This window comes from Sporosarcina sp. Marseille-Q4943 (genome assembly GCF_943736995.1).
Classification (GTDB): Bacteria; Bacillota; Bacilli; order Bacillales_A; family Planococcaceae; genus Sporosarcina.
The window spans coordinates 1,223,684-1,245,888 of record NZ_OX031157.1 but is presented as its reverse complement, the minus strand read 5'-3'; the positions used below and the strand labels follow the sequence as shown (position 1 = coordinate 1,245,888).

22 protein-coding genes are annotated in these 22,205 nt (G+C 44.2%); 15 read left to right on the top strand and 7 right to left on the bottom strand.

Features of this window, described 5'->3' with window-relative positions; genetic code table 11:
- Positions 1-497: 497 nt before the first annotated feature.
- The 6 genes from NIT04_RS15160 (at position 498) to NIT04_RS15135 (ending at position 7,802) form a co-directional block, all read left to right on the top strand.
- Complete coding sequence (locus NIT04_RS15160; RefSeq protein WP_252504372.1) at positions 498-1,763, top strand: polysaccharide deacetylase family protein; 1,266 nt, start codon at positions 498-500, stop codon at positions 1,761-1,763.
- A gap of 20 nt (positions 1,764-1,783) precedes the next feature.
- Positions 1,784-2,281 carry a sigma-70 family RNA polymerase sigma factor gene (locus tag NIT04_RS15155; protein WP_252504371.1) on the top strand — a complete coding sequence of 166 codons (498 nt, stop codon included), beginning with the start codon at positions 1,784-1,786 and terminating at the stop codon, positions 2,279-2,281.
- A complete protein-coding gene (locus NIT04_RS15150) occupies positions 2,278-3,351 on the top strand; it encodes a S26 family signal peptidase (RefSeq protein WP_252504370.1) in 1,074 nt (357 codons plus the stop codon). Before NIT04_RS15155 ends, NIT04_RS15150 begins: the two co-directional genes overlap by 4 nt.
- 333 nt (positions 3,352-3,684) lie before the next feature.
- The gene (locus NIT04_RS15145) at positions 3,685-5,169 is read left to right on the top strand and encodes an S-layer homology domain-containing protein (RefSeq protein ID WP_252504369.1); all 1,485 of its coding nucleotides are present in this window, start codon (positions 3,685-3,687) and stop codon (positions 5,167-5,169) included.
- Between the two features lie 462 nt (positions 5,170-5,631).
- Positions 5,632-7,107 carry a BCCT family transporter gene (locus tag NIT04_RS15140; RefSeq protein WP_305880112.1) on the top strand — a complete coding sequence of 492 codons (1,476 nt, stop codon included), beginning with the start codon at positions 5,632-5,634 and terminating at the stop codon, positions 7,105-7,107.
- 35 nt (positions 7,108-7,142) lie between these two features.
- Entirely contained in the window at positions 7,143-7,802 is a 660-nt protein-coding gene (locus NIT04_RS15135) for a hypothetical protein (protein WP_252504368.1), read from the top strand.
- 72 nt (positions 7,803-7,874) lie between these two features.
- Here the strand turns inward: NIT04_RS15135 and NIT04_RS15130 are convergent, their stop codons facing one another.
- Positions 7,875-8,645, bottom strand: a complete 771-nt coding sequence (locus NIT04_RS15130) for a YheC/YheD family protein (RefSeq protein WP_252504367.1) — start codon at positions 8,643-8,645, stop codon at positions 7,875-7,877.
- 182 nt (positions 8,646-8,827) lie between these two features.
- Here NIT04_RS15130 and NIT04_RS15125 point away from each other — a divergent pair, with 182 nt between their 5' ends.
- From NIT04_RS15125 to NIT04_RS15115, 3 genes are all read left to right on the top strand, one after another.
- Positions 8,828-9,601 carry an APH(3') family aminoglycoside O-phosphotransferase gene (locus NIT04_RS15125; protein WP_252504366.1) on the top strand — a complete coding sequence of 258 codons (774 nt, stop codon included), beginning with the start codon at positions 8,828-8,830 and terminating at the stop codon, positions 9,599-9,601.
- An 85-nt stretch (positions 9,602-9,686) separates the two neighbouring features.
- Entirely contained in the window at positions 9,687-9,911 is a 225-nt protein-coding gene (locus NIT04_RS15120; protein WP_252504365.1) for a hypothetical protein, read from the top strand.
- Positions 9,912-9,956: 45 nt separating this feature from the next.
- Positions 9,957-10,208, top strand: coding sequence for a hypothetical protein (locus tag NIT04_RS15115; RefSeq protein WP_252504364.1), 252 nt, complete (start codon positions 9,957-9,959; stop codon positions 10,206-10,208).
- Positions 10,209-10,260: 52 nt separating this feature from the next.
- Here NIT04_RS15115 and menC read toward each other — a convergent pair whose 3' ends face one another.
- From menC to NIT04_RS15100, 3 genes are read right to left on the bottom strand one after another with little or no spacing between them, the layout of a single operon-like run.
- Complete coding sequence (gene menC, locus NIT04_RS15110) at positions 10,261-11,406, bottom strand: o-succinylbenzoate synthase (RefSeq protein WP_252504363.1); 1,146 nt, start codon at positions 11,404-11,406, stop codon at positions 10,261-10,263.
- Between the two features lie 4 nt (positions 11,407-11,410).
- Entirely contained in the window at positions 11,411-12,541 is a 1,131-nt protein-coding gene (locus NIT04_RS15105) for a M20 peptidase aminoacylase family protein (protein WP_252504362.1), read from the bottom strand.
- Positions 12,542-12,559: 18 nt separating this feature from the next.
- Complete coding sequence (locus tag NIT04_RS15100) at positions 12,560-13,354, bottom strand: MurR/RpiR family transcriptional regulator (protein WP_252504361.1); 795 nt, start codon at positions 13,352-13,354, stop codon at positions 12,560-12,562.
- Positions 13,355-13,427: 73 nt separating this feature from the next.
- Between NIT04_RS15100 and NIT04_RS15095 the strand changes: the two genes are divergently transcribed.
- The 3 genes from NIT04_RS15095 (at position 13,428) to NIT04_RS15085 (ending at position 16,568) form a co-directional block, all read left to right on the top strand.
- Complete coding sequence (locus NIT04_RS15095) at positions 13,428-14,876, top strand: YfcC family protein (RefSeq protein WP_252504360.1); 1,449 nt, start codon at positions 13,428-13,430, stop codon at positions 14,874-14,876.
- A gap of 205 nt (positions 14,877-15,081) precedes the next feature.
- Entirely contained in the window at positions 15,082-15,465 is a 384-nt protein-coding gene (locus NIT04_RS15090; protein ID WP_252504359.1) for a VOC family protein, read from the top strand.
- Between the two features lie 110 nt (positions 15,466-15,575).
- The gene (locus NIT04_RS15085) at positions 15,576-16,568 is read left to right on the top strand and encodes a S66 peptidase family protein (protein ID WP_252504358.1); all 993 of its coding nucleotides are present in this window, start codon (positions 15,576-15,578) and stop codon (positions 16,566-16,568) included.
- 184 nt (positions 16,569-16,752) lie between these two features.
- Here NIT04_RS15085 and NIT04_RS15080 read toward each other — a convergent pair whose 3' ends face one another.
- Positions 16,753-17,895 (bottom strand): glycosyl hydrolase family 18 protein, encoded by a 1,143-nt coding sequence (locus NIT04_RS15080; protein ID WP_252504357.1) that lies wholly within the window; start codon positions 17,893-17,895, stop codon positions 16,753-16,755.
- Positions 17,896-18,048: 153 nt separating this feature from the next.
- On the opposite strand from NIT04_RS15080, the gene NIT04_RS15075 reads away from it, so the two are divergent.
- Positions 18,049-18,435 (top strand): SET domain-containing protein, encoded by a 387-nt coding sequence (locus tag NIT04_RS15075; RefSeq protein WP_252504356.1) that lies wholly within the window; start codon positions 18,049-18,051, stop codon positions 18,433-18,435.
- 154 nt (positions 18,436-18,589) lie between these two features.
- Positions 18,590-19,555 carry a UV DNA damage repair endonuclease UvsE gene (uvsE, locus tag NIT04_RS15070; RefSeq protein ID WP_252504355.1) on the top strand — a complete coding sequence of 322 codons (966 nt, stop codon included), beginning with the start codon at positions 18,590-18,592 and terminating at the stop codon, positions 19,553-19,555.
- A gap of 56 nt (positions 19,556-19,611) precedes the next feature.
- On the opposite strand, the gene NIT04_RS15065 is transcribed toward uvsE, so the two are convergent.
- Both NIT04_RS15065 and NIT04_RS15060 read right to left on the bottom strand, forming a co-directional pair.
- Positions 19,612-20,556 (bottom strand): GGDEF domain-containing protein, encoded by a 945-nt coding sequence (locus NIT04_RS15065; protein ID WP_252504354.1) that lies wholly within the window; start codon positions 20,554-20,556, stop codon positions 19,612-19,614.
- Between the two features lie 4 nt (positions 20,557-20,560).
- Positions 20,561-21,364 (bottom strand): alpha/beta fold hydrolase, encoded by an 804-nt coding sequence (locus NIT04_RS15060; protein WP_252504353.1) that lies wholly within the window; start codon positions 21,362-21,364, stop codon positions 20,561-20,563.
- A gap of 250 nt (positions 21,365-21,614) precedes the next feature.
- Here NIT04_RS15060 and NIT04_RS15055 point away from each other — a divergent pair, with 250 nt between their 5' ends.
- Positions 21,615-22,154: a hypothetical protein gene (locus tag NIT04_RS15055; protein WP_252504352.1), complete on the top strand. Its 540-nt coding sequence runs from the start codon at positions 21,615-21,617 to the stop codon at positions 22,152-22,154.
- Positions 22,155-22,205 lie beyond the last annotated feature (51 nt).

Genomic DNA, 22,205 nt, shown 5'->3' with positions numbered 1-22,205 from the left:
TTTCCCGAATCATATGGTCATTTCGTGACTTGGAAACTAAGTGTTAATGCCATTACATAACACTCGGGTAGGCATCACTCTTCCAAACTAATAAATCTCTCTACAGAAAATTTGGTTCGATTATAGTCAATCCACTTTTTCAACTCCCGTTCAACTGCCCTGTTCTGCCATTCAAACCACACTTCTATGCATTCGCTACAATGGCTTTCGACTCCACTATTATGATGTGAATCTCTGTAAGTGAAAAAGGTGATTTTGCGACAGATAAAACAAAACACTTTTTTGTCTTCATAATATCTACTTATCAAGAGAATCATCTCCTCAGCTTTTCACCTCATTCTTTCCAATTCCGCTTTAGTTCAATCAAAAGAGATAACGGTCATTTCCGCTTTGTAGCTTTTTTCCTTTGGAGTTCATAAATCTTTCTAAAAAAACTTTGAAACTTTTTCTGAAAATCTCCGTCTGTACGTTGCTTGATTGACAGTGGAGGTAAAGGTATGAGGAAGATTTCTAGCAAAATGCCTGTCGTAGTGGGCTTGATTGTATTAATCATAAGTGTTGGTGCGATATGGTTTTTGATTAAGTCAGAAGGAAGAGTGTTTGCGCAAGACACGGATCGGTTTGTTATGAAGAAGGAATTTGAGCGGGTGCTGACATTGGAAGAACGTCAGCCGATATATATGAAGGGGAAGGCGTTGACTCGGATTGGCGAGTTGCAGGCGGATCAGCCTGTTGCTGTCACAGGCGAGGATGAGGTGTATTATGAGCTTCGCCTCGGAAATATGGCTGTCTTTGTCCGTAAGGGGGAAGGGACGGTCGAAAGAAAGAAGCTCACGACGGTTGTGCAGACGGAGCGGTTCGCAGCTGTTCACACATTGCAAAAGACCGCAGTTTACGAAGGTGCGGATGTAGAGAGCAGTGTTATTATGGAGATGGAAGAAGGCTATCGCTATCCGGTCGTGCGGGAGGAAGGGGATTGGTTTATCCTTACAATCGGGGAGCGGCCGGGGTATATTCATAAGCAGTCCGTTGCTCTGGACGAGGGGCTGCCGGTGCTTGTCTACCATCATATTTTGCCGCGCGAGTCTATGAAAACGATGAACAGTACAATTTCAGTGGAATCGTTTGAGCAGCAGATAAGGTACTTGGCGGATCATCATTTCGAGACGCTGTCGGCGCATCAGCTGTATGATTATTTGGAAGGGCGCCTTGTTGTACCGGGCAAAGCGGTGCTCATTACGTTCGACGACGGGTTATTATCGACGAAGGAATATGCTTATCCGATTTTAAAGAAATACGGGTTCAGTGCACTTCAACACATTATTTCTTCACGAACCGATCGGGCACAGGGAGCGCAGCTGTTTGATGGGGAAGGTCCGCTGCAATTTTTTACCGCGTCGGATTTGGTTGAGCTGGAGGATGTGTTCCAGTTCGAAGCCCATACATATGAATTGCATTCACTGAATGAGAATTCGGGTGCAGGGGTTGCGTTAGATCATTCAAAGGAAGAGATCCTTTTGGATTTGCGCCGGAATATCGAGCAAGTGCCGGCGGCGGTTTCAATCGCGTATCCGTATGGGCATTATAATGATCATTTCATAGCGGCGGCGAAAGAGGCAGGGTTGTTGATCGGCTTTACGACGAATGAAGGGTATGCAAATCGGAAGACATCTAATTACGAAGTAAACCGATACGGCATGACAGAGAAAAAAACATTTGAGCAATTTGTTGCGTATGTGGAGGGGGACATGACGTGGCCTTAGAAGAGGGTGAGGGTTCGTAAATGAGTAGTATTGATCAAGTAATGGATGAGCATTCGAGTTATTTAGTTCGCATCGCTTATCTGTATGTGAAGAATTGGTCGACTGCCGAGGATATTGTGCAAGAAGTATTTGTTACGTATTTTCAAAAGAGTGACCAGTTTCGCAATGAGGCATCATTAAAGACCTATTTAACGAAAATAACTGCGAATCGTGCAAAAGATTATTTGCGCTCGTGGAAGCATAAAAAAGATGTGTTGTTTGATACAATTTTTGCTTCGGAAAAAGGCGTTGACGAAGTCGTGTTGGAGCAGGAGCGGCTCGCCTCGCTTGAAAAGAATCTATTCAAGCTTCCGTTGAAATATCGGGAGCCGTTAATTTTATTTTATTACGATGAGCAGCCGATCGCAGAAATCGCAAGCTATCTGGATCTGAATGAAAATACCGTGAAAACACGGCTGCGAAGGGCAAGGCAGCAGCTGAAGGAGTTTTTTGACGAAGAGGAGGTGGAGAGCAATTGAGCGATTTCAAACGAAAGCTCGATGAAATGATGGGTGATACATCGATGCGGGAAAGGCGGATCAAACAGCGGGTGCATGAACGCTTATACAAACCGGCTCGAAAGTTTTCTTGGCAAGTGGTGTTTGTGTCGGCAGCGCTTCCGGTAGTGGCAATGGTTTTATTTCTCGCAATTGACCCTACGAATTATTTTTCTGCAAATAAGGGGCCGGGTGATCCATATGATCCGCTCGATGATTTGGCGAAAATCTCGGCACTCCAGAAGACGAAGCAACTGTCTGACGTAGATTATGAGGAATTCGCGGCGTTACCGTATTTTGATGAAGTCGACGGTCTGCATTATGTCGATAAGGAAAGGTTTTCGTTGAATGGGAGCACGGATTCTTTCCATACGGTCATTGAACGCCAGGAAAGATTGTTCGATGAAGTTGTGTATGAGGCAGGCGACATTGTTCGGACGATGACAAATACGACAAGCCATTTGCCGACTTATAACGATGCCTATTACGAGGTCGTTGCGGTCCCGGGCGATCGTGTCGTACTGAAGAACGGTGAGTTGAGGATTAACGGCAAGCCGTTGCAATCGGAACTGATGGATCGTTATGCAGATAAGGGAGTCACGATTGTAGGTGGCTACGATACGCTGTTGAATGCGCGGGAGTATTTATTATTAAACCACTTCCCTGCTAGTAAAACGGTGCAAGGGGCGACGATTACGCCAGTTCATAAAATCTACGGGCAAGTTGTAGGCATCGCAACGGAAGAGCATACCGAATCGATGTACATCGATTATTTAACCGGTCAGCTTACCGGTGATTATACGCCGGAGCAATATTTTGATTTGTATTTGTACGACGATTTGTTAGGGTACGGCAATTTGCCGGAAACACCGCAGTTCGCACAACTGAGCCGGTTAGGTGAACTGTTTTTAGAGGCATCCTATCGTACAGCGGCTCCTGTTTCTGAAGATGAAGTTGAAATCCGCTACCAATATGGGAGAGAAGGGGTAGCGGAGCAAGTGTTTCATATGAAACGGGATGCAGGCTCAGACCGTTGGGTGATCGCAGAATAGTGCAGGAAGGGGGATGGGACCCCCGACACAATTTTGGAAACCAGGTTGGCAGCTGTCCAGAAGTAATAGCCGTCAACCAACCGCTTAATATAGAGGACGCGCTAACCTGGTTTTCCATGCACTCTTTGCTGCCCGTTTTAGACGGTGCCTGTGCAAGACACAATTCAGACTATGCACTACAATTGCATAAATGAGAGAGAGAATCCAGTAATATAAAGATTCTCTCGTATTTTTATTACTTAAGGTGAATTGTCATAAATGTGCCTTGCACAGGCACCGACACAATTTACAACTTACTGAAATCTGTAACTAGAATAGAAAGGAAGATTACAAGTGAGAAAGAAACTTCTTATGATACTTGGCGCACTGTTACTTGCATGCAGCCTGCCTTTATCTGGCACGTTCGCAGCGAGCACTGAGCGATTTTCAGACGTACCTGCATCAAAGCATTTCGCAGAAGCGGTAAATGAGCTGGCAGAACGGAAAATTATCGGAGGCTATCCGGATGGCACATTCAAACCTGGTAATTCCATCACGAGAGGACAGGCGGCTGCCATCATCGCAAAGATGACTAAATTGGACACGACGAACGTGAAAAATCCGGGGTTCAAAGATGTCTCAACAGCGAACGGCTACTATAAAGCGATCGCAGCGATGGCGCAAAAAGGCATCATCAACGGTTATGGAGATGGTCGTTACGGTCCGAACGATCCGATTACGCGTGGGCAGATGGCCTCGATACTCGTCAAAGCGTTTGATTTGCCGCTCTATAATTTCTCATCGCATACAAACCCTTTCCAAGACGTTAAAAGAGGAACCGGCCATGATCCGGGCATTATGAGCATTTATAGACTTGGCATCACAACAGGAACGAGTTCTGATAGGTTCAGCCCGAATGTCTCCATTACAAGAGGGCAAGCTGCTAAAATGTTGAAAGCAACGGAAGAAGCAAAGTCGCAAATTGTAACGGTCCGCGCAAGCGACTATCAATGGGAACAGTTTAAAATGTTTGATTCCAATCATAATGAGTCTGCTCTGTTCAATGCTGTTGAAGGGAGCGATAAATCATATCGTGGTCCTACGGATAAAATCCACTTAGTCCCGCTTAAAGAAGGAACGGGTACATTCCAAGTCGCTTTGGTCTATTCAGGGAATCCGGATAAGAAATATTATCGAAAATATTTTGTGCACATTAAAGAAGTGGAAGGCAAACTGAAGTTGACGCTGGAAAGGACAGAAGATATTTTGCCTACCCTAGCCGCACTCGATGTAAGGGGTAAAAAACAGGTCCAAAACGTATCCCTTTCCACGATGGACGGAGAGAAAATTTCTGACAATATGGAGTTCAGGAAATGTCTTACTTTCGGTCGTTCCGCATGCAGCGATTCCGATGTGACCGATAGTGAAGGCAATTATAATAATGTCCGTATTATGATTGATAAACCAGGTCAATATATTGCCACTGTCCGTTTCGAAGACGGAGAAGAAGTGCGTTATGGAATCGAAGCGGTAAGTTTAACTCCACATTTTTATTATAGTTTGAGGATATTGGAGGAAAAACCGACTGCCTCAGTGGATCTCGGAGCAAACTATGACATAGGTAGGCATGTACTACCAAAAGAGGCTGAACAAATCGCTGACATTACAAGAGATGCGGGAAGCAACGTGTTCCATGCTGTCGGAAAGAATAAAGGATCTTTCTCTTTAAGACTGCCGGACCATAACAAGACAGATCTAATTGAAATTGGTGTCAAAGTCGAGAAAATGGGTCCCATTATTCATACTTATATATACCAAGTGATTGATACTCATATGTAATTGAAGGCAGACATCCCGGGGAGGGGTGTCTGTTTTTTTGTATCATGTGGGTACCATCACATGTGGGGTGCCTGTGCAAGACACAATTCAGATTATACACTACAATTGTATAGTCGAAATAGAGAACCCATTAACGATGGGCTTCAGCTGAGTATTTGTGAATATTTATCACTTTTTATGAATTGTCATAATTGCACTGTGCACAGGCACCGACACAATTCGGACTATACACTACAATTGCATAAATGAAAGAGGGAATCGAGTAACATCAAGATTTTATCGTATTTTTATTACTCGAGATGAATTGTCATAAATGTGTCTTGCACAGGCACCGACACGAAAGGTTTCAAGTTTTTTTAAGAGGGTATAATTGATTGCCGTATCTTTGCTTGCCGTCTATGACGATTTTTTAAATCGGATAGGCGGCTCGTTTTATAGTGTAATTCAGGAGAGAGGGGAATTTTGTTGCATATTACAAGGGTGTTTTGGTATGCAGTCGTTATTTGTATAGCGATTGTGCTTTGGGGTTCATTTGCCCCGAATAGTTTGAACGTGTTGACAGTATCTGCGACCGAATTTATTTATGATCACTTTGCATGGTTTTACATATTCGTCATTGTTGCGATGATTAGTTTTTGCTTTTATATTATGTTTTCCCGTTTTGGCAAGGTGAAGTTAGGAAGACAAAATGAGAAGCCTGAATTTAGTTTACTTGCATGGTTTGCGATGTTGTTCAGCGCAGGTATGGGCATTGGACTGATGTTCTTTACGACAGCGGAAACCATTTCACATGCTTTCATCAGTTCGCCGAATGCAACGCCAGGGTCAGATCAGGCGATCATTGAATCACTTCAATACGCGATGTTTCACTGGGGCCTTCATGGCTGGGGGCTGTACAGCATTGTCGCACTTGTGCTCGCTTACTTTAAATTCAGGGTTGGCGCGCCCGGGTTGATTAGTGCCACGCTTGAGCCATTGTTCGGCAAGAAAGTCATGCGTGGGACGGTTGGACATATTGTCGATACGCTTGCGATTTTCGCGACTGTTGTAGGTGTCGCATCCACACTCGGATTCGGGTCAGCGCAAATTAATAGTGGCCTCACGTATCTGTTTAACGCCCCTAAAACGTTTTGGTTTCAATTGATCATTTTACTTATCTCAACGGTCTTATTTATTGTATCCGCATGGTCGGGTATTGGACGTGGAATAAAATACTTGAGTACGATCAATATTGTCGCTGCATTTATCCTATTAGTTCTCTTGTTTATTGTCGGTCCGTCCATGTACATTTTAAATCTATTTACAACGTCAATCGGTAAATATGCAGGAAACTTCATTGAAATGAGTTTTGAACTGAAACCGTTGAATGGCGATCAGCGCCAATGGATCAATGAGTGGACGATATTTTATTGGGCATGGTGGATTTCATGGGCGCCATTTGTAGGCATGTTCATTGCACGTGTTTCAAAAGGCCGGACAATCAGAGAGTTTGTCGCAGGCGTTTTACTCGCTCCTACACTTGTGACATTCATCTTCTTTGCCGTTTTTGGCGGCTCGGCATTATATTTAGAGCAAAACGGGCTTGCCAAGTTGTCCACATTAGTGACAGAAACGGTGACATTCGGTATGTATGAGCATTATCCACTTGGAACGGTGCTATCCTTCATGACCGTGTTTGTCATTGCCATATTCTTTGTTACATCCGCGGATTCGGCAACATTTGTACTCGGCATGTTCAGTACGGGTGGACAATTGAATCCTTCCAATGTCGTCAAAATCGTTTGGGGGCTCGCATTAGCTGCAATGGCCGCCATTGTCATGTACTCTGGTGGTATTAAAGGCTTTCAAAATATGCTCATCATATCGGCGTTGCCTCTTTCCCTTATTATCATATTAATGGTCGTATCCTTTTATAAAATCATACAGCAAAAAGAGTGATTGGAAACTAGAAAAAATCATAAGGTGGGGTCGTAGTGAACCTATTAAACGTTAGAAGAGGACAATTTGTTTATTATCAAAACAAACTGCATAAAGTGTACTCTGTAAACCCATTCTTCAGGAAGTCTGTCCATCTTATTCGACTTGAAGATTTGGAGCAGCGGCTCGTAACTGCGAGAGAAATTACATTGTATCGGCCGAAGCATTTGGATAGTTTTACGTTCAATTATCAACGATATACGCTTCATAAAGAAGTGAAAGCAAAAGTCGGTGATTATATTTTAATTATCAATCCTAAACCCGACTCCATTGACCATCACCACCTTCACGCGATTGAAACGGTATCTTCAATCGAAGCGAACGGTGTAATTAGCAATAAATCGAATGGAATCAGACATAGCGAGTATTGGGTAATGGTACCGGGGCTGGAAGAGGGTGCGACAATCATTGATCGGGCACAGCCTGACGCGCATGAAGCAAACGCGCAAGCGCAGATGCAGGAACACCATACACCTCCAATCCATATACCTAAAATCGGCGATGTTTATCAAAAAAATAATAGTGATCCCGTCGTTCAGGCGATGGTCGTTGCGATTAAAGGTGAGACGGTCTATTTAGGTGGGGATATTGAAGTCCATATTGATAAATTGACGAAAAGTGGTGTGTGGAGCTTGCAGACACGGGTGCCTCTGTAAGTGAGATATGTGGTTGAATAAAAAGAGGAACGCATGTATGAGTGACATGCGTTCATTTTTTTATGCATACGCTTAGGGTTCACTCTGCATTTTTCGGATCTCAACAATTCGTCTCCAAGGTGCTCCATTTTCAATTTTTGCAAATGAGCCGATGCCCGGTGTTGTATTCACTTCAATTAAGACAGGCACTCCGTCTTGATTGACCCCGAAGTCCATTCCATAATCTCTATTAGGCACAACGGAATAGATGACCTTCGCTGCTGCAATTGCAACCTCTTCTAACTTCTTTACCGCATCCTGTTGATTGTTTTTGAATTTTGTAAGTGATAATGCTTCGGAAATGGTCATGACGGTAGCGCCCCTATGGGAATTCACAACCCCGCTTTCAGTCGCCAGTTTGCTTGCGATTGCCCCATACATTCCACCAATGACCCAATCGTTCTTCAGTTTTTGAATATGAACCCGAATTAATAATGGCTGTCCATTTTCTGTGGAGCTTTGTATAGCTTCTTGAATAATATAGGGACCGCTTACTCTGCCCAATTTTATAAATGGATGAAGGATCTGCTGAATTTCAGTAACTGTCGAAACGGTTTGTTGTACAGGTGTTCCTTGAATTGTAAATCCATTGACATAGTAGTGACCGCCGTTACTTTTACGAATTTTTAAGATCGCTCTGCCTTGGCCCGTCGTATTATGTTTCACGTAGACAGACGGATGGCGGTTCAAGAAATCATCCAAAATGTCCACATTGTAAATGACCGTTTCCGGAATATGCCTTGCGACTACTGGATCTTGCTGTAAAAATACACTTTGCTCCCATTTCCCCATTGCTTTCTTCATGTTCTCCATCTTCTCCTTCTAAGTGGTCGTCGTGATTATGAATCTTCTATCCTATTCTATGCATATGGAATGAATGGTTCTGGATTTTTTGGAAGGATTGTTCGAATAGTCAAGCTTGTTATCCCGGGTGCCTGTCGTGTAATGTGGAAACTATAAAGATTGTGAAAAAGGAGGAGATTCATTTGATAGAAGTACCTTCAAGTTTAGCGAAATTAACAAATGGATTCTCGTGGGAACCGATTACAATTGGCCATTCGGAAGCGAAGACCTTCCTATTAAAAGGTTCTCATTCGAATCAATACTTGAAAGTGCAGCCGATAAATTCTGTTGAACGTCTCTATGATGAAAAAGTGAAATTGGAGTGGTTGGAAGGAAAGCTGCCTGTGCCGCGTGTGCTTTTCTACGGGGAGGACGAGGAAAACGAATACTTGTTAACGTCTGAAATTAAAGGCGTGAATGCTTCTGATCAATCACATCGAGCCGTTTTGCCTTCGATGTTGGAGTCGGTAGGGTCTGGACTTAAGGCGGTACATCGTGTAAGTGTCGATGATTGTCCTTTTATTCTAAGCTTGGATGTGAAAATAAAGGAAGCGAAAAAAAGAGTAGAACAAGAACAGGTCGATGAAGATGATTTTGATGAGGGACGAAGAGGGAGGAAGGCTGGGGAACTCTTCGAAGAGCTCATCTTCAATAAGCCATTGCATGAGGAGCTCGTTATTACCCACGGTGATTTTTGTTTGCCGAATATAGTTGTTGAAAATGGAAGAGTGAGCGGCCTCATTGATTGGGGCAGGGCGGGAGTTGCTGACAAGTATCAAGATTTGGCATTGGCGATACGAAGCATCTCCAGTAATTTTGGCAAGGAATACGTGCCTTACTTTCTTGCGGGATATGGGGTTACGGATGTAGATGAATCCAGGGTTGATTATTACCAACTGATGGATGAGTTTTTTTAATGCGCTGGGCACTTTTTTTGATTTCTGAAACTTTCGACTCCGACATCCGTATGTAGTAATGAAGTACGGTATAGGAGGGAGCGGCATGCTGACATTCATTTTTACCTTTATTCTTTTCAGCCCCGTGTATATTATCTTTTTTCTTCAATATAACTATCCGGAAGATGCGATTATGTGGGGGAAGCGTTGGATGTATAACGAGGCCCCCGATATTTCAGACGAGGCTATTAAGTATACAAAGATTAGTGCGCTAATAGGAATCGGTGTACTAACGTTGATGTTTTTAATATGGTTCATCAAGGTGTTGTAGAGGATTCGCGGAATGGGATCTATGAGTATAGGCGAGGTGAGGAGAATGAAGAAAAAATATATTCTATATCTAATCCTTGGTGTAGTGTTCGGAATGTTTATTTCGCCAATGGTAACTGAATGGCTTGGCCTACCATCACCCTCGCACGGAGTTGCCAATTTGTTAACGGTTGTTTTCGGAGAGCAGCCAAATGGTGTTAATGCTCTGTTGGCAATTCTCGTCCCCTTAGTCTTTGCTGTCCTCCTTCTTGTAGGGGCAATAAAATTGGCGAAGAAGCTGGAGAAGACCGCTAAGTGATTGCTTGTTAAAAATACCTGCACGGGGTTAGCCCGATGCAGGTATTTGTTTTTTAAGATGGAATTGGATGGGGTGATTCAGCTGACGTAATCGTTTCCCTGCTAACCAGTACTTTCTTCAACTTCTCCTCGTCCACTTGATAGCCTATTCCATCACCGGACGGGACAAGGATGATTCCGTGGTCCATTGTGATTTCAGGAGTGACAATGTCTTCTTCCCAGTAGTGGGAGGAGGGTGCAGTGTCTCCAGGGATAGTAAAGTTCGAGAGTGCCGTCAGTTGGACATTGTGCGCGCGTCCTACACCCGTTTCGAGCATACCACCGCACCAGACGGGGATGTCGTTTGCCTGGCATAGGTCATGGATTCGTTTCGATTCAGTGAGACCGCCGACCCGTCCGATTTTAATATTGATAATTTTACAGCTTCCGAGTTCGATCGCCTTTCTCGTATCCTCTAAAGAATGGATGCTTTCGTCGAGGCAGATTGGCGTTCTCATTACTCTCTGCAACGAGGCGTGATCAATGATATCGTCATGGGCAAGCGGTTGCTCAATCATGAGCAGATTGTACGGATCTAGCTTTTTCAAATGCTCGATATCAGCGAGCGTATAGGCGGAGTTTGCATCTGCCATGAGCGGAATATCGGGAAATGCTTCGCGGACTGCCGCGATATAGTCTAGATCCGCCCCAGGGCTGATTTTCACTTTGATTTTGCGGAATCCTTCATTTACATACTGGCGGACCTTGTCGACAAGCGCGGCCGGGTCCTTTTGGATTCCGATGCTTTTCCCGACCTCTATTTCCTGCTTCGTACCGCCAAGAAGTTCAGCAATCGATTTCCCGTTTTTCTTTGCGAATACATCCCATACCGCTGTTTCGATGGCGGCTTTTGCAATGTTATTGCGACGGACGAATTGTAACATGTCGTGTACATCTTCGGCATGCTTGATTTCTTTATGGATCAGGCGGGGGATGAGGAATTCTTTCAGCATGTACACGGTCGTCGCAGTTGTTTCCTCGTTGTAATATGGCTCATTGCTCGTTACAGTTTCTCCCCAGCCGGACATCCCTGATTCGTCAATCACTTCCACTAAGCAAACATCCTTATGTTGCATCGTACCAAAGCTTGTCGTAAACGGTGCAATGAGGGAGACGTTAATATGGTGGAGGACAACTTCTTTGATTGTTATGGATTTCATATGCTTATTTTTCCCCTTTCGCATGCAATTCAAGAATCTTCGTAAGGACGTCGATGCCATTGAACATGGCATCCCGGTCGAATGTCATGTTCGGATGATGTAGACCGGGCTTCAGGCCGCAGCCAAGCCCGACCATTGTTGCCTTCAAGTGCGGTTTCTTGATCGTATAGAAATGAAAATCATCTCCGCCCGGCGTAATGATCGGGTCCGTCGTATTTTCTTCCCCCAAGACGGCCACAATCGCTTTTCTCGCAATCGCTTCAGCTTCCGGATGGACCTCCGCTGCAGCTATGCCGTACTCCTCGGTAATATTGATTGTTACATTGAATAACGAACGGGCGGATTCGAGAACCTCATGTACCCGCTTTACAAGCATATCCATTGTCTCATTCTGTTGTGCGCGCAAATCGACTGCAAGTGTGGCGCTACCCGGGATGATGTTCGTGCTCCGACCACCTGCATGAAAGCGGGTCACTTTGGCGGAGTGGGGAATAGTCGGGTCTAGATGGATCGTATGGATGGCGTTCACGATATAAGTTCCGATCTCAACCGCATTTTGGGTAAGATGCGGACGGGCTCCATGCGCATCATCTCCGCGTATTTCGAATTGAATGGTACCGGTTGCGCCATGGAGAATAGCGGGAGCGGCTTTGCCGTTATCGGTTTCCTGGAACGGTCGAAGATGGATTCCGTAATAGAAATCGACATCATCGACAACCCCTTTATCCACAAGTTTCAATGCCCCTGCACCAACTTCTTCAGCCGGCTGGAAAATGAATCGGATCCCTATGCGTTCCAAAATATCCATTCTGTCTTTAATACTCTGCAGCACTCCAAGAACCATTGTCATATGAGCATCATGACCGCACGAATGATTCGCTTTCATTTCTCCGCCAACTTCTTGCCACAATGCATCCATATCCGCGCGGAGTGCAATGATTGGCACGTCTCCTGAGAAGTTTCCGATTTCGCCGATGACACCTGTGCAATCGTCAAATACAGTCGCCGTGCAGCCAGCTTCTTCCAACTTTTTTCTAATAAATGCAGTCGTGTTCACTTCTTCCCAACTCAGTTCCGGATTGGCATGTAAATGATTAAATGTCTCCATCACCAGTTCCTTTGTTGCTCTGCTCATAATAAAACCCCCTCTGATTCATTGAATATAATAATTGTTTGTCGGATTGATGAGATCCAACTTATCGATTCGGTGTGCAATATGGAGCAATAGGCTATTCAATACCGAAAATGTGACCGGCCCTTTTTCCAACACGGATTTTTGGGCGATTGGTATGACGAGTGCGTGGTCGGCATATTCAACTACCGGCGAAGAGCGGGAATCGGTGATGACGATGACCTGATTGCCTTTTTCTCTAGCTTCCTCCGCTAATCGGATTGTACCGAGTGCATAGCGGTAGTATGAAAAGATGACGACGCATTGACCATTTCCTTGCTTCGTGATGCCGATATCTGTTTCGGGGCGGTAAAGCTGCGTGTTGCCTAGTAGCGTGTTCAGAAGAACCGCAAACCAATGGGCATACGCGAAGGATTGGTAATAGCCGACCACTTTAATGCTGTCAGCAGTCACTAAACAGTCGACGATTCTCTCTGCTATGGCCCAGTCCAAGTGATCGGCGATCTGGTTAATGTTATTGCTGTCACTTTCCATAATGCCGCTGAAAGGATGCCTGTCTTCAGAAGCCACCTTCTCGGGAGGCCGGATTGTCAAGAGGTTGCGCTTGACGTCCGCCTGGAGGGAGCCGAATCCGTCATAGCCGATCGCTTTGGAAAAGCGCACAACCATCGTTTCGCTTACATCCAGCACATGGGCAATCTTTTTTGCGGGATGGGTGGCGAACAGGATAGGGTTTGTCAGCAAAACTTCAGCGACCTTCTTTAGTCCCGACGTCAGATTCTCGTACTCGTTTTTCGTCTTTTCATAGTAAGTCATATCTACAACAATCCTTCTTTTGTAATAAATCATATAATTCACCGTTGTCAAAATAAATTATATGATTTATCATATGAATAGTCAACGGAATAGAAAGACAATTCAGGAAGGAGTGGTAGCTTTGGAAAAGAAAAAGAAGATAACGTTAGGCATACCGGATGCGTACGTAATCCTATTCATGATACTCGTCCTTATGGCAATCTTGACGTACATAATACCCGCAGGTGAATTTCAGAGGGAAGAGGTCGACGGTGTTACAGTCGTCGTTCCGGGAAGCTATGAGAAAATCGAGTCCTCGGCTGTCAGTCCGATGGATGTTTTTCTAGCGATCCAAGATGGAATGATAGCTTCTGCACCGTTGATTTTCTTAGTGTTGATCATCGGGGGCTCATTCGCGGTCATCGAGTCGACAGGAGCGATTGATGCTCTCATATTGAAAACAATCGAGAAAACGAAGAATAAGGAAATTGTGTTAATCACTATTGTCATGGTCTTGTTCTCGATTTTTGGTACGCTCGGCATTATTGTAAATGCGGTGATTGCTTTTATTCCAATCGGCATTATTCTGGCCCGCTCGATGAAGCTGGATGCCATCGTTGGGGTGTCAATTATCTACCTTGGTGCTTACGCAGGATTCAACACCGCGTTCTTGGATCCATTGACGACAGGAACGGCGCAGCAAATCGCCCAATTGCCGCTTTTCTCCGGGATCGGCTACCGGGTGATTATTTATATTGCCGTCTTGATTTCCACGATTCTTTACGTGGCGTGGTATGTGAAGCGAATTAAGAAGGATCCGATGAAAAGCGTACTCGGGAGCAACCCGTTCCCGAAGTTGGAAGAACGGGATGAATTAAATGAAGAAGTGCAAATTACAGGCACACATAAGCTCGTCCTGTTATGGCTTGTGCTAGGCATTGCGTTGTATGTCTTCGGCGTATTCAAATACGAATGGAGCCTCAATCAAATGGCTGCCATTTTCATAATCATTGCTGTGGGGACGGCGGTGATCGGCCGTTTAACACCGAATCGTCTTGTTATGGAGTTTTTTGAAGGGGCTAAAGGGCTTGTCTATGGAGCAATGATTATCGGGATGGCCCGTTCAATTGTCGTAGTTCTGGAAAACGGAAAAATATTAGATACGATCGTTCAAGGGATGGCCAGTTTAATGACTCCTTTTACGAGTGTGAGTGGTGCGATCGTTATGTTTATTGCCAACGAATTATTCAATATACTCGTATCATCGGGAAGTGGGCAAGCAGTCATCGTTATGCCGATTATGACACCGCTTGCGGATTTGATGGAGATTCCCAGACAAGTGGCAGTACAAGCTTACAAAATGGGAGATGGCTTCACGAATGTCATTACGCCGACATCCGGGATTTTAATGGCGAACTTGGCCATTGCGGGGGTCGCGTGGACGAAGTGGATCCGCTTCGTTTTCCCGCTCTTGCTCATATGGACAGTGCTCGGCATCATCTTCCTTACAATTGGGGTCCTTATTGACTGGGGACCGTTTTAATACAAGAAAACACCTTTTCCTATGCAAGTGGGAAACCGGTAAAATCAATCTTTAGCTAAATTTATAACGTATATTTATTACTAGTTCTGAATTGTCATAAATGCACCATGCACAGGCACCGACACAATTTGACGGACGGCTAACTGGTTGATTACACTTAATGCATGTTGCATACAGGCGATGTAGACTAAGGAGGAAAATGTACATGAAAATCATTGTTACGAGCATTTTCGTAGAAGATCAGGACAAAGCATTGGCATTTTATACGGAAACGTTGGGCTTTGTGAAAAAGCACGACGTTCCCGCAGGGGCATATCGATGGATAACAGTTGTTTCCTCAGATGCTCAAGACGGTACCGAACTTTTACTCGAACCGAACAACCATCCGGCCGCGCAGGAGTATCAAAAGAAACTATTTGCCGATGGCATCCCGGCGACAATGTTCGGTGTTGAGGATATTCAGAAAGAGTACGAGCGGTTAGTGGAACGAGGCGTGACGTTTACGATGAAGCCGACAAAAGCAGGCGAAGTGACAATAGCCGTTTTCGACGATACGTGCGGCAACTTGATTCAGATTATACAGCAGTAATTATTTTTCGGTTAAGTGTTTAGTGGTAACCCGGTCCGTTTTTGGACTGGGTTATACTTGCATAAGATAATAATGCTGTCATTTTATAATGGTTTGAAAGGGTGTCATTCATGTTTACTAGATTAAAACCCGGAGATACAATAGGCATTTTCACTCCATCGTCTCCAGCGACCGTGACTGCTAAACAACGTTATGAACGAGGAAAGCGCTATTTACTGGAGAAAGGCTTTCAGATTAAAGAAGGAAGTTTAACGGGCAAGAAGGATTTTTATCGATCGGGCACACCTCGAGAAAGAGCGGAAGAGCTAAATAGGTTGCTGCGCGATCCTGATGTGAAACTGATTATGTCGACAATCGGGGGCACGAATTCAAATAGTATGTTGCCTTATATTGACTATGAAGCTTTCAAAAGGAATCCTAAGATTGTTGTCGGCTATTCTGATGCCACTGCAGTGTTACTGGCGTTGTATGCTAAAACAGGCATTCCGGTATTTTACGGACCCGCTTTAATCCCATCCTTTGGGGAGTTCCCTCCTTTGGTTCATGATACATACGAATACTTTTCGAATTTATTTATTACTGATACGCCTTTGCCTTATTCCGCGCCGTTACCGGAAAAGTGGTCTGATGAAGCTTCAAACTGGTTAGAAAAAACGAAAGAGAAAACGTTATACGATAATCAATGGATTTCCGTTAATAGCGGGGTTGCGGAAGGGCGGTTAATAGGCGGGAACGTCAATGCTATGTATGGTTTTATCGGCACGGAGTACTTTCCGGACATTCAAGAAAGTGACATCCTGTTAATTGAGGATTGTGCGAAAACTACTTCAATCGTTGAAAAGAACTTCGCTATGTTGAAGTTACACGGCGTCTTCGACAAAGTGGGTGCCATCTTGTTAGGGAAGCATGAGCAGTATGATGACATGGGAACAGGCAGGCTCCCGTATGAAGTGCTGTTAGAACAATTGGATGGGCTTACGATTCCGATCATCGCTGATTTTGATTGTGCACATACGCACCCAATGCATGCCATGCCAATTGGGCGAAATGTACGGGTGGATGCTCATAATCTGAACGTGTCTTTGATTGAGAGATGGATTTAATAGTAAAATTGTTTCGGTGCCTGTGCAGCAAACTATTCAGATAATACACTACAATTGCATAAATAAAAATAGGAAGCCAATCATATCAAGCTTTGATTGGCTTCCTATTAGATTATTATACATTTTCTTGAATTGTCATAAATGTGTCTTGCACAGGCACCCACACAATTGGCACCCACACAATTCAAACTCTTTTCCGTATCGTAAAATTGTCTCCAAGCAATAGCCAGTTTTGCGGGAAAGGATAGCCGAGTACCCAGTAACTGATGCCTCTGAGGTTATAATCTTTTACCATGTCAAACTTCGCTTGTGCACTGCGGGCATCTTCAAACCAAACTTCATGGGTGCGTCCTTGTTCATCGGCGTAGCGGAAGAACGGAGATTGAGTTTTCGTATCATATTGAATGGCGACTTGATGTTGAATGGCTCGACGGACCGCTTCTTGCTGGCTGAATGTTTCAGCTTCCGATCCCCGAACGAAAGGAAGCGTCCAGTCACGTGCATAAATTTGAAAGCCGAAAAAGATCTTGTCTCTTGGAATGACCGTGACAGCATAGTCGAGAACCTCTTTTATCTTATTAATGGGTGAAATCGCTTGAGCGGGTCCTTTTCGATAACCCCATTCATAGGTCATCAAGACGACAAAATCGACGATTCTACCGTGCGCTTCATAATCATGTGCTTCCACTAGCAATCCTTTTTGCTCACTACTCGTTTTGGGCGCAAGAGCGGATGATACGGAATATCCTTGAGGATGTAACCGATCGACCGCTAGTTGCAAAAATTGATTGTAGTTCTCCCGGTCGGAAGGATACACGTTTTCAAAATCGATGTTCAACCCTTGATAACCTTTCTCTTTCATCACACCGAGTACATTCGCGATGACCTTTTCCTGAAGTTCACGACTTGAAAGAATCGTATGTGCAAGTACAGATCCGGGTTCTGTAGCACTGAAATTTGTAATAGCTATGATGGGGACGATTCGTTCGGCCGCAGCGGATCTAAGCATTTCCGTGTCATCGAGAGTCGTTAAACTCCCATCTTCTTTCACGCTGTACACAAATGGCATCCAATACGTCAAGTAACGGCCGACTTCTTGGATTTCCCTCGCGCCTGTTTCTCCAGTATTCAGTGTATAGGCATTCACATCAATGACCGGCTTTGGTGCGGTTGATCGAGATACGGTCGGAATGACGAGAGCCTGACCAATTACTAATGCATTCGGGTCTTCCAATTGGTTCGCTGATACAATCGCATCAATTGTCACACCATATGTGCGGGCAATTTCCCACAAGGAATCTCCCTGTCTAACGACATGAATTTGCAATCTCTTCTCTCCTTATTGCTCATCTCCTTTATCGTATTCCAATCAAACTGGGAATGTCATCACTTCCAGGGAAATACAACCTTCAAGTAAATAAAACAGTCTAATGAGTGAAATGATGTTATAGTTAGAAAGTATATTTTTAAAAGTGAGAAGGTGAGCAACATTATTGAAGTGAAAACATCTGCCATTAGTGATGGAGAATTCAATAGAGGAGTATTCGCAACGTGTGATATTACTAAAGGGACGATGGTGCACGAAGCGCCCGTCATTGCATATCCAAACGACCAACACCCGCACATCGAGAAAACGTTACTCTCTGATTACGCTTTTGAGTACGGCATCAATCATACCGCAATCCTACTTGGGTACGGAATGTTATTCAATCATTCCTATGAGCCGAATGCAACGTATGAGATCAGTTTCGAAAAGCATACGTTTGATTTCTATGCGCATAAAGATATAAAAGCAGGCGAAGAAATTCTCATTAATTATAACGGTGACGTGGATGATAAAGAGCTGCTGTGGTTTGATCAGCAGTAAAATTAGGTCAATAAGATTTTTAGGAAACGCAGGAATGAAAGTGATTCTTGCGTTTTTTTATTTCATCAAAAGCTCGTTTGCGATTGCACCGTATATTTGTCCAGTTAGGGAAGAGACTAATCATATCTTTTTACATCATAGATGAGGTGCGAATATGACGATTGTGCGAATGGGGTATGTGGCGATGAGCATGGAACTGAAAAATGCGTCCCCATCTAAAACGATGACGTTTGCGCAGTTCCAAAAAACCGAGGACCGCGAAGCTGCAATCCGCAAATTGGAACGAATTGCATTGGAGAACTTGGAGAATACACATAGGCTGCTGAAAAATAATCTCTTTAATGAAATCCATTTTTACCGCTTCAGCTCCAAACTAATCCCTTTGGCCACCCATGAAGAAACGTCCGATTGGGATTATATGCGGCCGTTGAAAGGGAAGTTAGCGGAAATCGGGAGCTTTGTAAAAGAGCATGATATGCGCGTCGATTTTCATCCTGACCATTTTGTCGTCTTGAATTCCCCGAATAAAGATGTGTTGATCAATTCGGTAAAAAACTTAAAGATGCATTATTTGATTGTAAAAGGAATGAAACTAGATCCGACCCATCGCTGTGTCCTTCATATCGGCGGCAACTACAAAGACACTGAGAAATCGCTTGAGCGCTTTGTCGAGAACTGGAGTGATGTTCCTTTATCCATTCAACAGATGATTATGCTGGAAAACGATGATACGTCATTCACGCTTGATGACACGCTTTATCTATGTGAGAAGTTGGGCATCCCGCTAGTGTTTGATTATCATCACCATCTCGCTTTCCATCGTGATGAAAATTGGGAAGATAAATGGGGTCGTGTAGTGGACACATGGAAGGCATCCCCTCTGCCAATTAAAATGCACATTTCCAGTCCGAAAAGCGAGGACAAATTCCGTCACCATGCGGATTACGTGGATGTAGACATGTTTTTCAGGTTTTTACATGAAATCAAAGGCTCCGTTCCGCAAATCGATTGCATGATTGAGGCGAAACAAAAGGACAAAGCCCTTTTTACGTTGATTGAGCAAATTAAAGCGAGAGACGACGTTGAAATGATTGATGGCTCGTCGTTTTATTTACAGTAAAACAAGGAGCCGGTCCAGGTGACCAGCTCCTTGTTTTTATCGTTTTCAAACCGATCCTACCTGCTCGTCACTTGATTCCGACCATTGCGTTTGGATTCGTACAACGCATCGTCCGCTCTCGTGAATAGGATGTTAGATGTGTCGCCATCTTGAAGATGGGCGATTCCGACAGAAATTGTAATGGCGATGCTTTCCCACTCGGATTCGGCTATGAATTTGCGCAACTGTTCGGCTTTGTTGACCGCTTCATGCATATCCGTTTCATGAAGGATGACTGCGAATTCCTCGCCGCCGATTCTAGCGACTACATCGGGCGGTTGAATAATGCTCTCCATTTTTCTTGCAAGCTCCATCAGTACGCTATCCCCGAGGGCATGGCCGTATAAATCGTTCACTTTCTTGAAGTAGTCGATATCGAAAATGATCAATGAAATAGACGGCCCCCCGTTTTCGCGTGCTTCCTCGATCGCATATGCCAAGTCCTTCCGGAACGTCCTCCGATTGAACAAGCCAGTCAATTCATCACGAGCGGCAAGCACTTGGAGTTCTTCATTCATTTCTTTCAGCTGCTGTTGCTTCTCTTCTACATCCTGCAAGAGGGCGAGCAGTTTCTCGTTAGCGATGTCCGTTTCTTTTTGAATGCGCTCGGCGTTCTTTTTCGCCATCATCAGCTGGTTTTCGTATTCATCGCGCGTCCTCATTTGGACAATGATCCCTTCATAGAGGCCATTCCGCTCGTTGACATTGATTAGGACGGGGAAGGTTTGATTATTCAGCTTGAAGTTCAAATACATTTCCCGCACCTTTTTATGAATCGAAATGGCGGGGAGGAAATACGTCTCAAAGTAGATGCGGGAAGGGACCGTCAGCAGCTCCTGCATATAAGTAGGCATTTTTTCAAGCCCTAACGCATCTTTCAATGTTTGATTCATCTCAATAATTTCCCACTCGGCATTCAGGACAAAGTATCCGCAAGGTGCATAGTTCAATTGTTCATCCATTGCTTTACACTCCTGTCCCGTCGATGAAACGCCGGATTTCTTGAACGGTTTCCTCTGGGTGGCTAATATGCGGATTATGCCCTCTCGCTGTTTTCATCATTACTAACTCACTGCCCGGAATCTGTTCATGAAGAAACTGGCCGACTTCTGGAGGGGCGATGGCATCCGTACTTGTTTGTAAAATAAGTGTGCGGGCCGAAATTTTCGGCAAGTCTTCACGATGGTCGGAATAGAACGTCACCTCGGCAAATTGGCGGGCGATGGCCGGGTCATTTGCTTTCAAACGAGCTTCAAAATCTTCGGCAAGCTCATCGTTTTGCGTCGCAATCGGAGCCAAATACTTGGCCCACTCCAAATAATTCGTTTCCATCATATCCAATAATTCATGGATGTCCTCTTCCTCGAACCCACCATAGTAATCAGGCTCGTTCAGATAATGCGGGGAAGATCCGATCATGATCAGTTTTTCAATCAAATCAGGACGTTTTATCGACACTAAAGTACCAATCATCCCGGCGACTGAATGGCCGACATAGATAATGCTTTCCAGCTCCAATGCGTCATACACGTCTATAACGTCTTGGGCGTAGCCATATAAAGAGTCGTATCGATCACGGGAATACGCAGATTTATCGCTTCTTCCTGACCCGACATAATCAATCAGCACAACCCGGTAATCCGGTTCAAAAGCCGGCATGATATTATTCCATACTGTCTGATCGCAGCCAAAGCCGTGCGCAAACATGATTGTCTGATCACCAGATCCGCTTACATGTACATAATTTCTGTCAAGGATATTCGTCTCCATAACTACCATCCTTCCTTTGCTCACATTCTACCAATCCTCATAAAAAAAGGTTCTATGTGTACTGTATCAAAAGACTATCCGGAAGTGGATAAAATTGATTTATTTAAAAGGATTAAGAGAATAAAATAGGGATGATAAAAATAAAGCGACGGAAGAGTTCCTCCAACTTCCTCGTATACGATGTTACTATCTATTGTATAAGATGACGTTGCGTAACCTGAAGAGACTTTTTTGAAATGAGGGGATCAATATGAAAAGGCAAGAACACGAGCATACGAAGAGGTTGGGGAAAAATCAAATCCGAGTGTTGCTCATTGTTATCGGCATTGTTTTATTCAAAACCTTCGTTTGGGACGAATACATCGTAAATCCGACAGCGGGTGCTGCGTTGGACGGTGAAGCAGGGGAACCGGGTGTCATGCATGTGATAAGCAAAAAACAGGAATTTGCTATCCGGCCTTATGAAGAAGGATTCAAGATTTATGCTGTGTCGAAAGGGTTTTGGGGCTGGTCCGTGACAGACGAGATGTTTATTGGGAATGAAACGAAAAAATCTTTCGAACCGACATTCCAATTTAAGCGGTATGAAAAATTGTATGTAAGTTTGGTAGTAGATAGAGAGCAATCCTTAGAAGAAGTGGCGGCTCACTCCACAAACGTCGGATCGATAAACTTTAATAAAATTGCCGGTGACAATGCCGATCTTTATTATCATTTTAGCGATGAACCATTGGGGGGTGTTACATATGAAGGCACGCACCGGAATGGGAAAACGGAGATATTGAAATAGCATTACATCAAATGGTTGATCTGAAATTGGAACTTTTTGAGAATTCGGCAT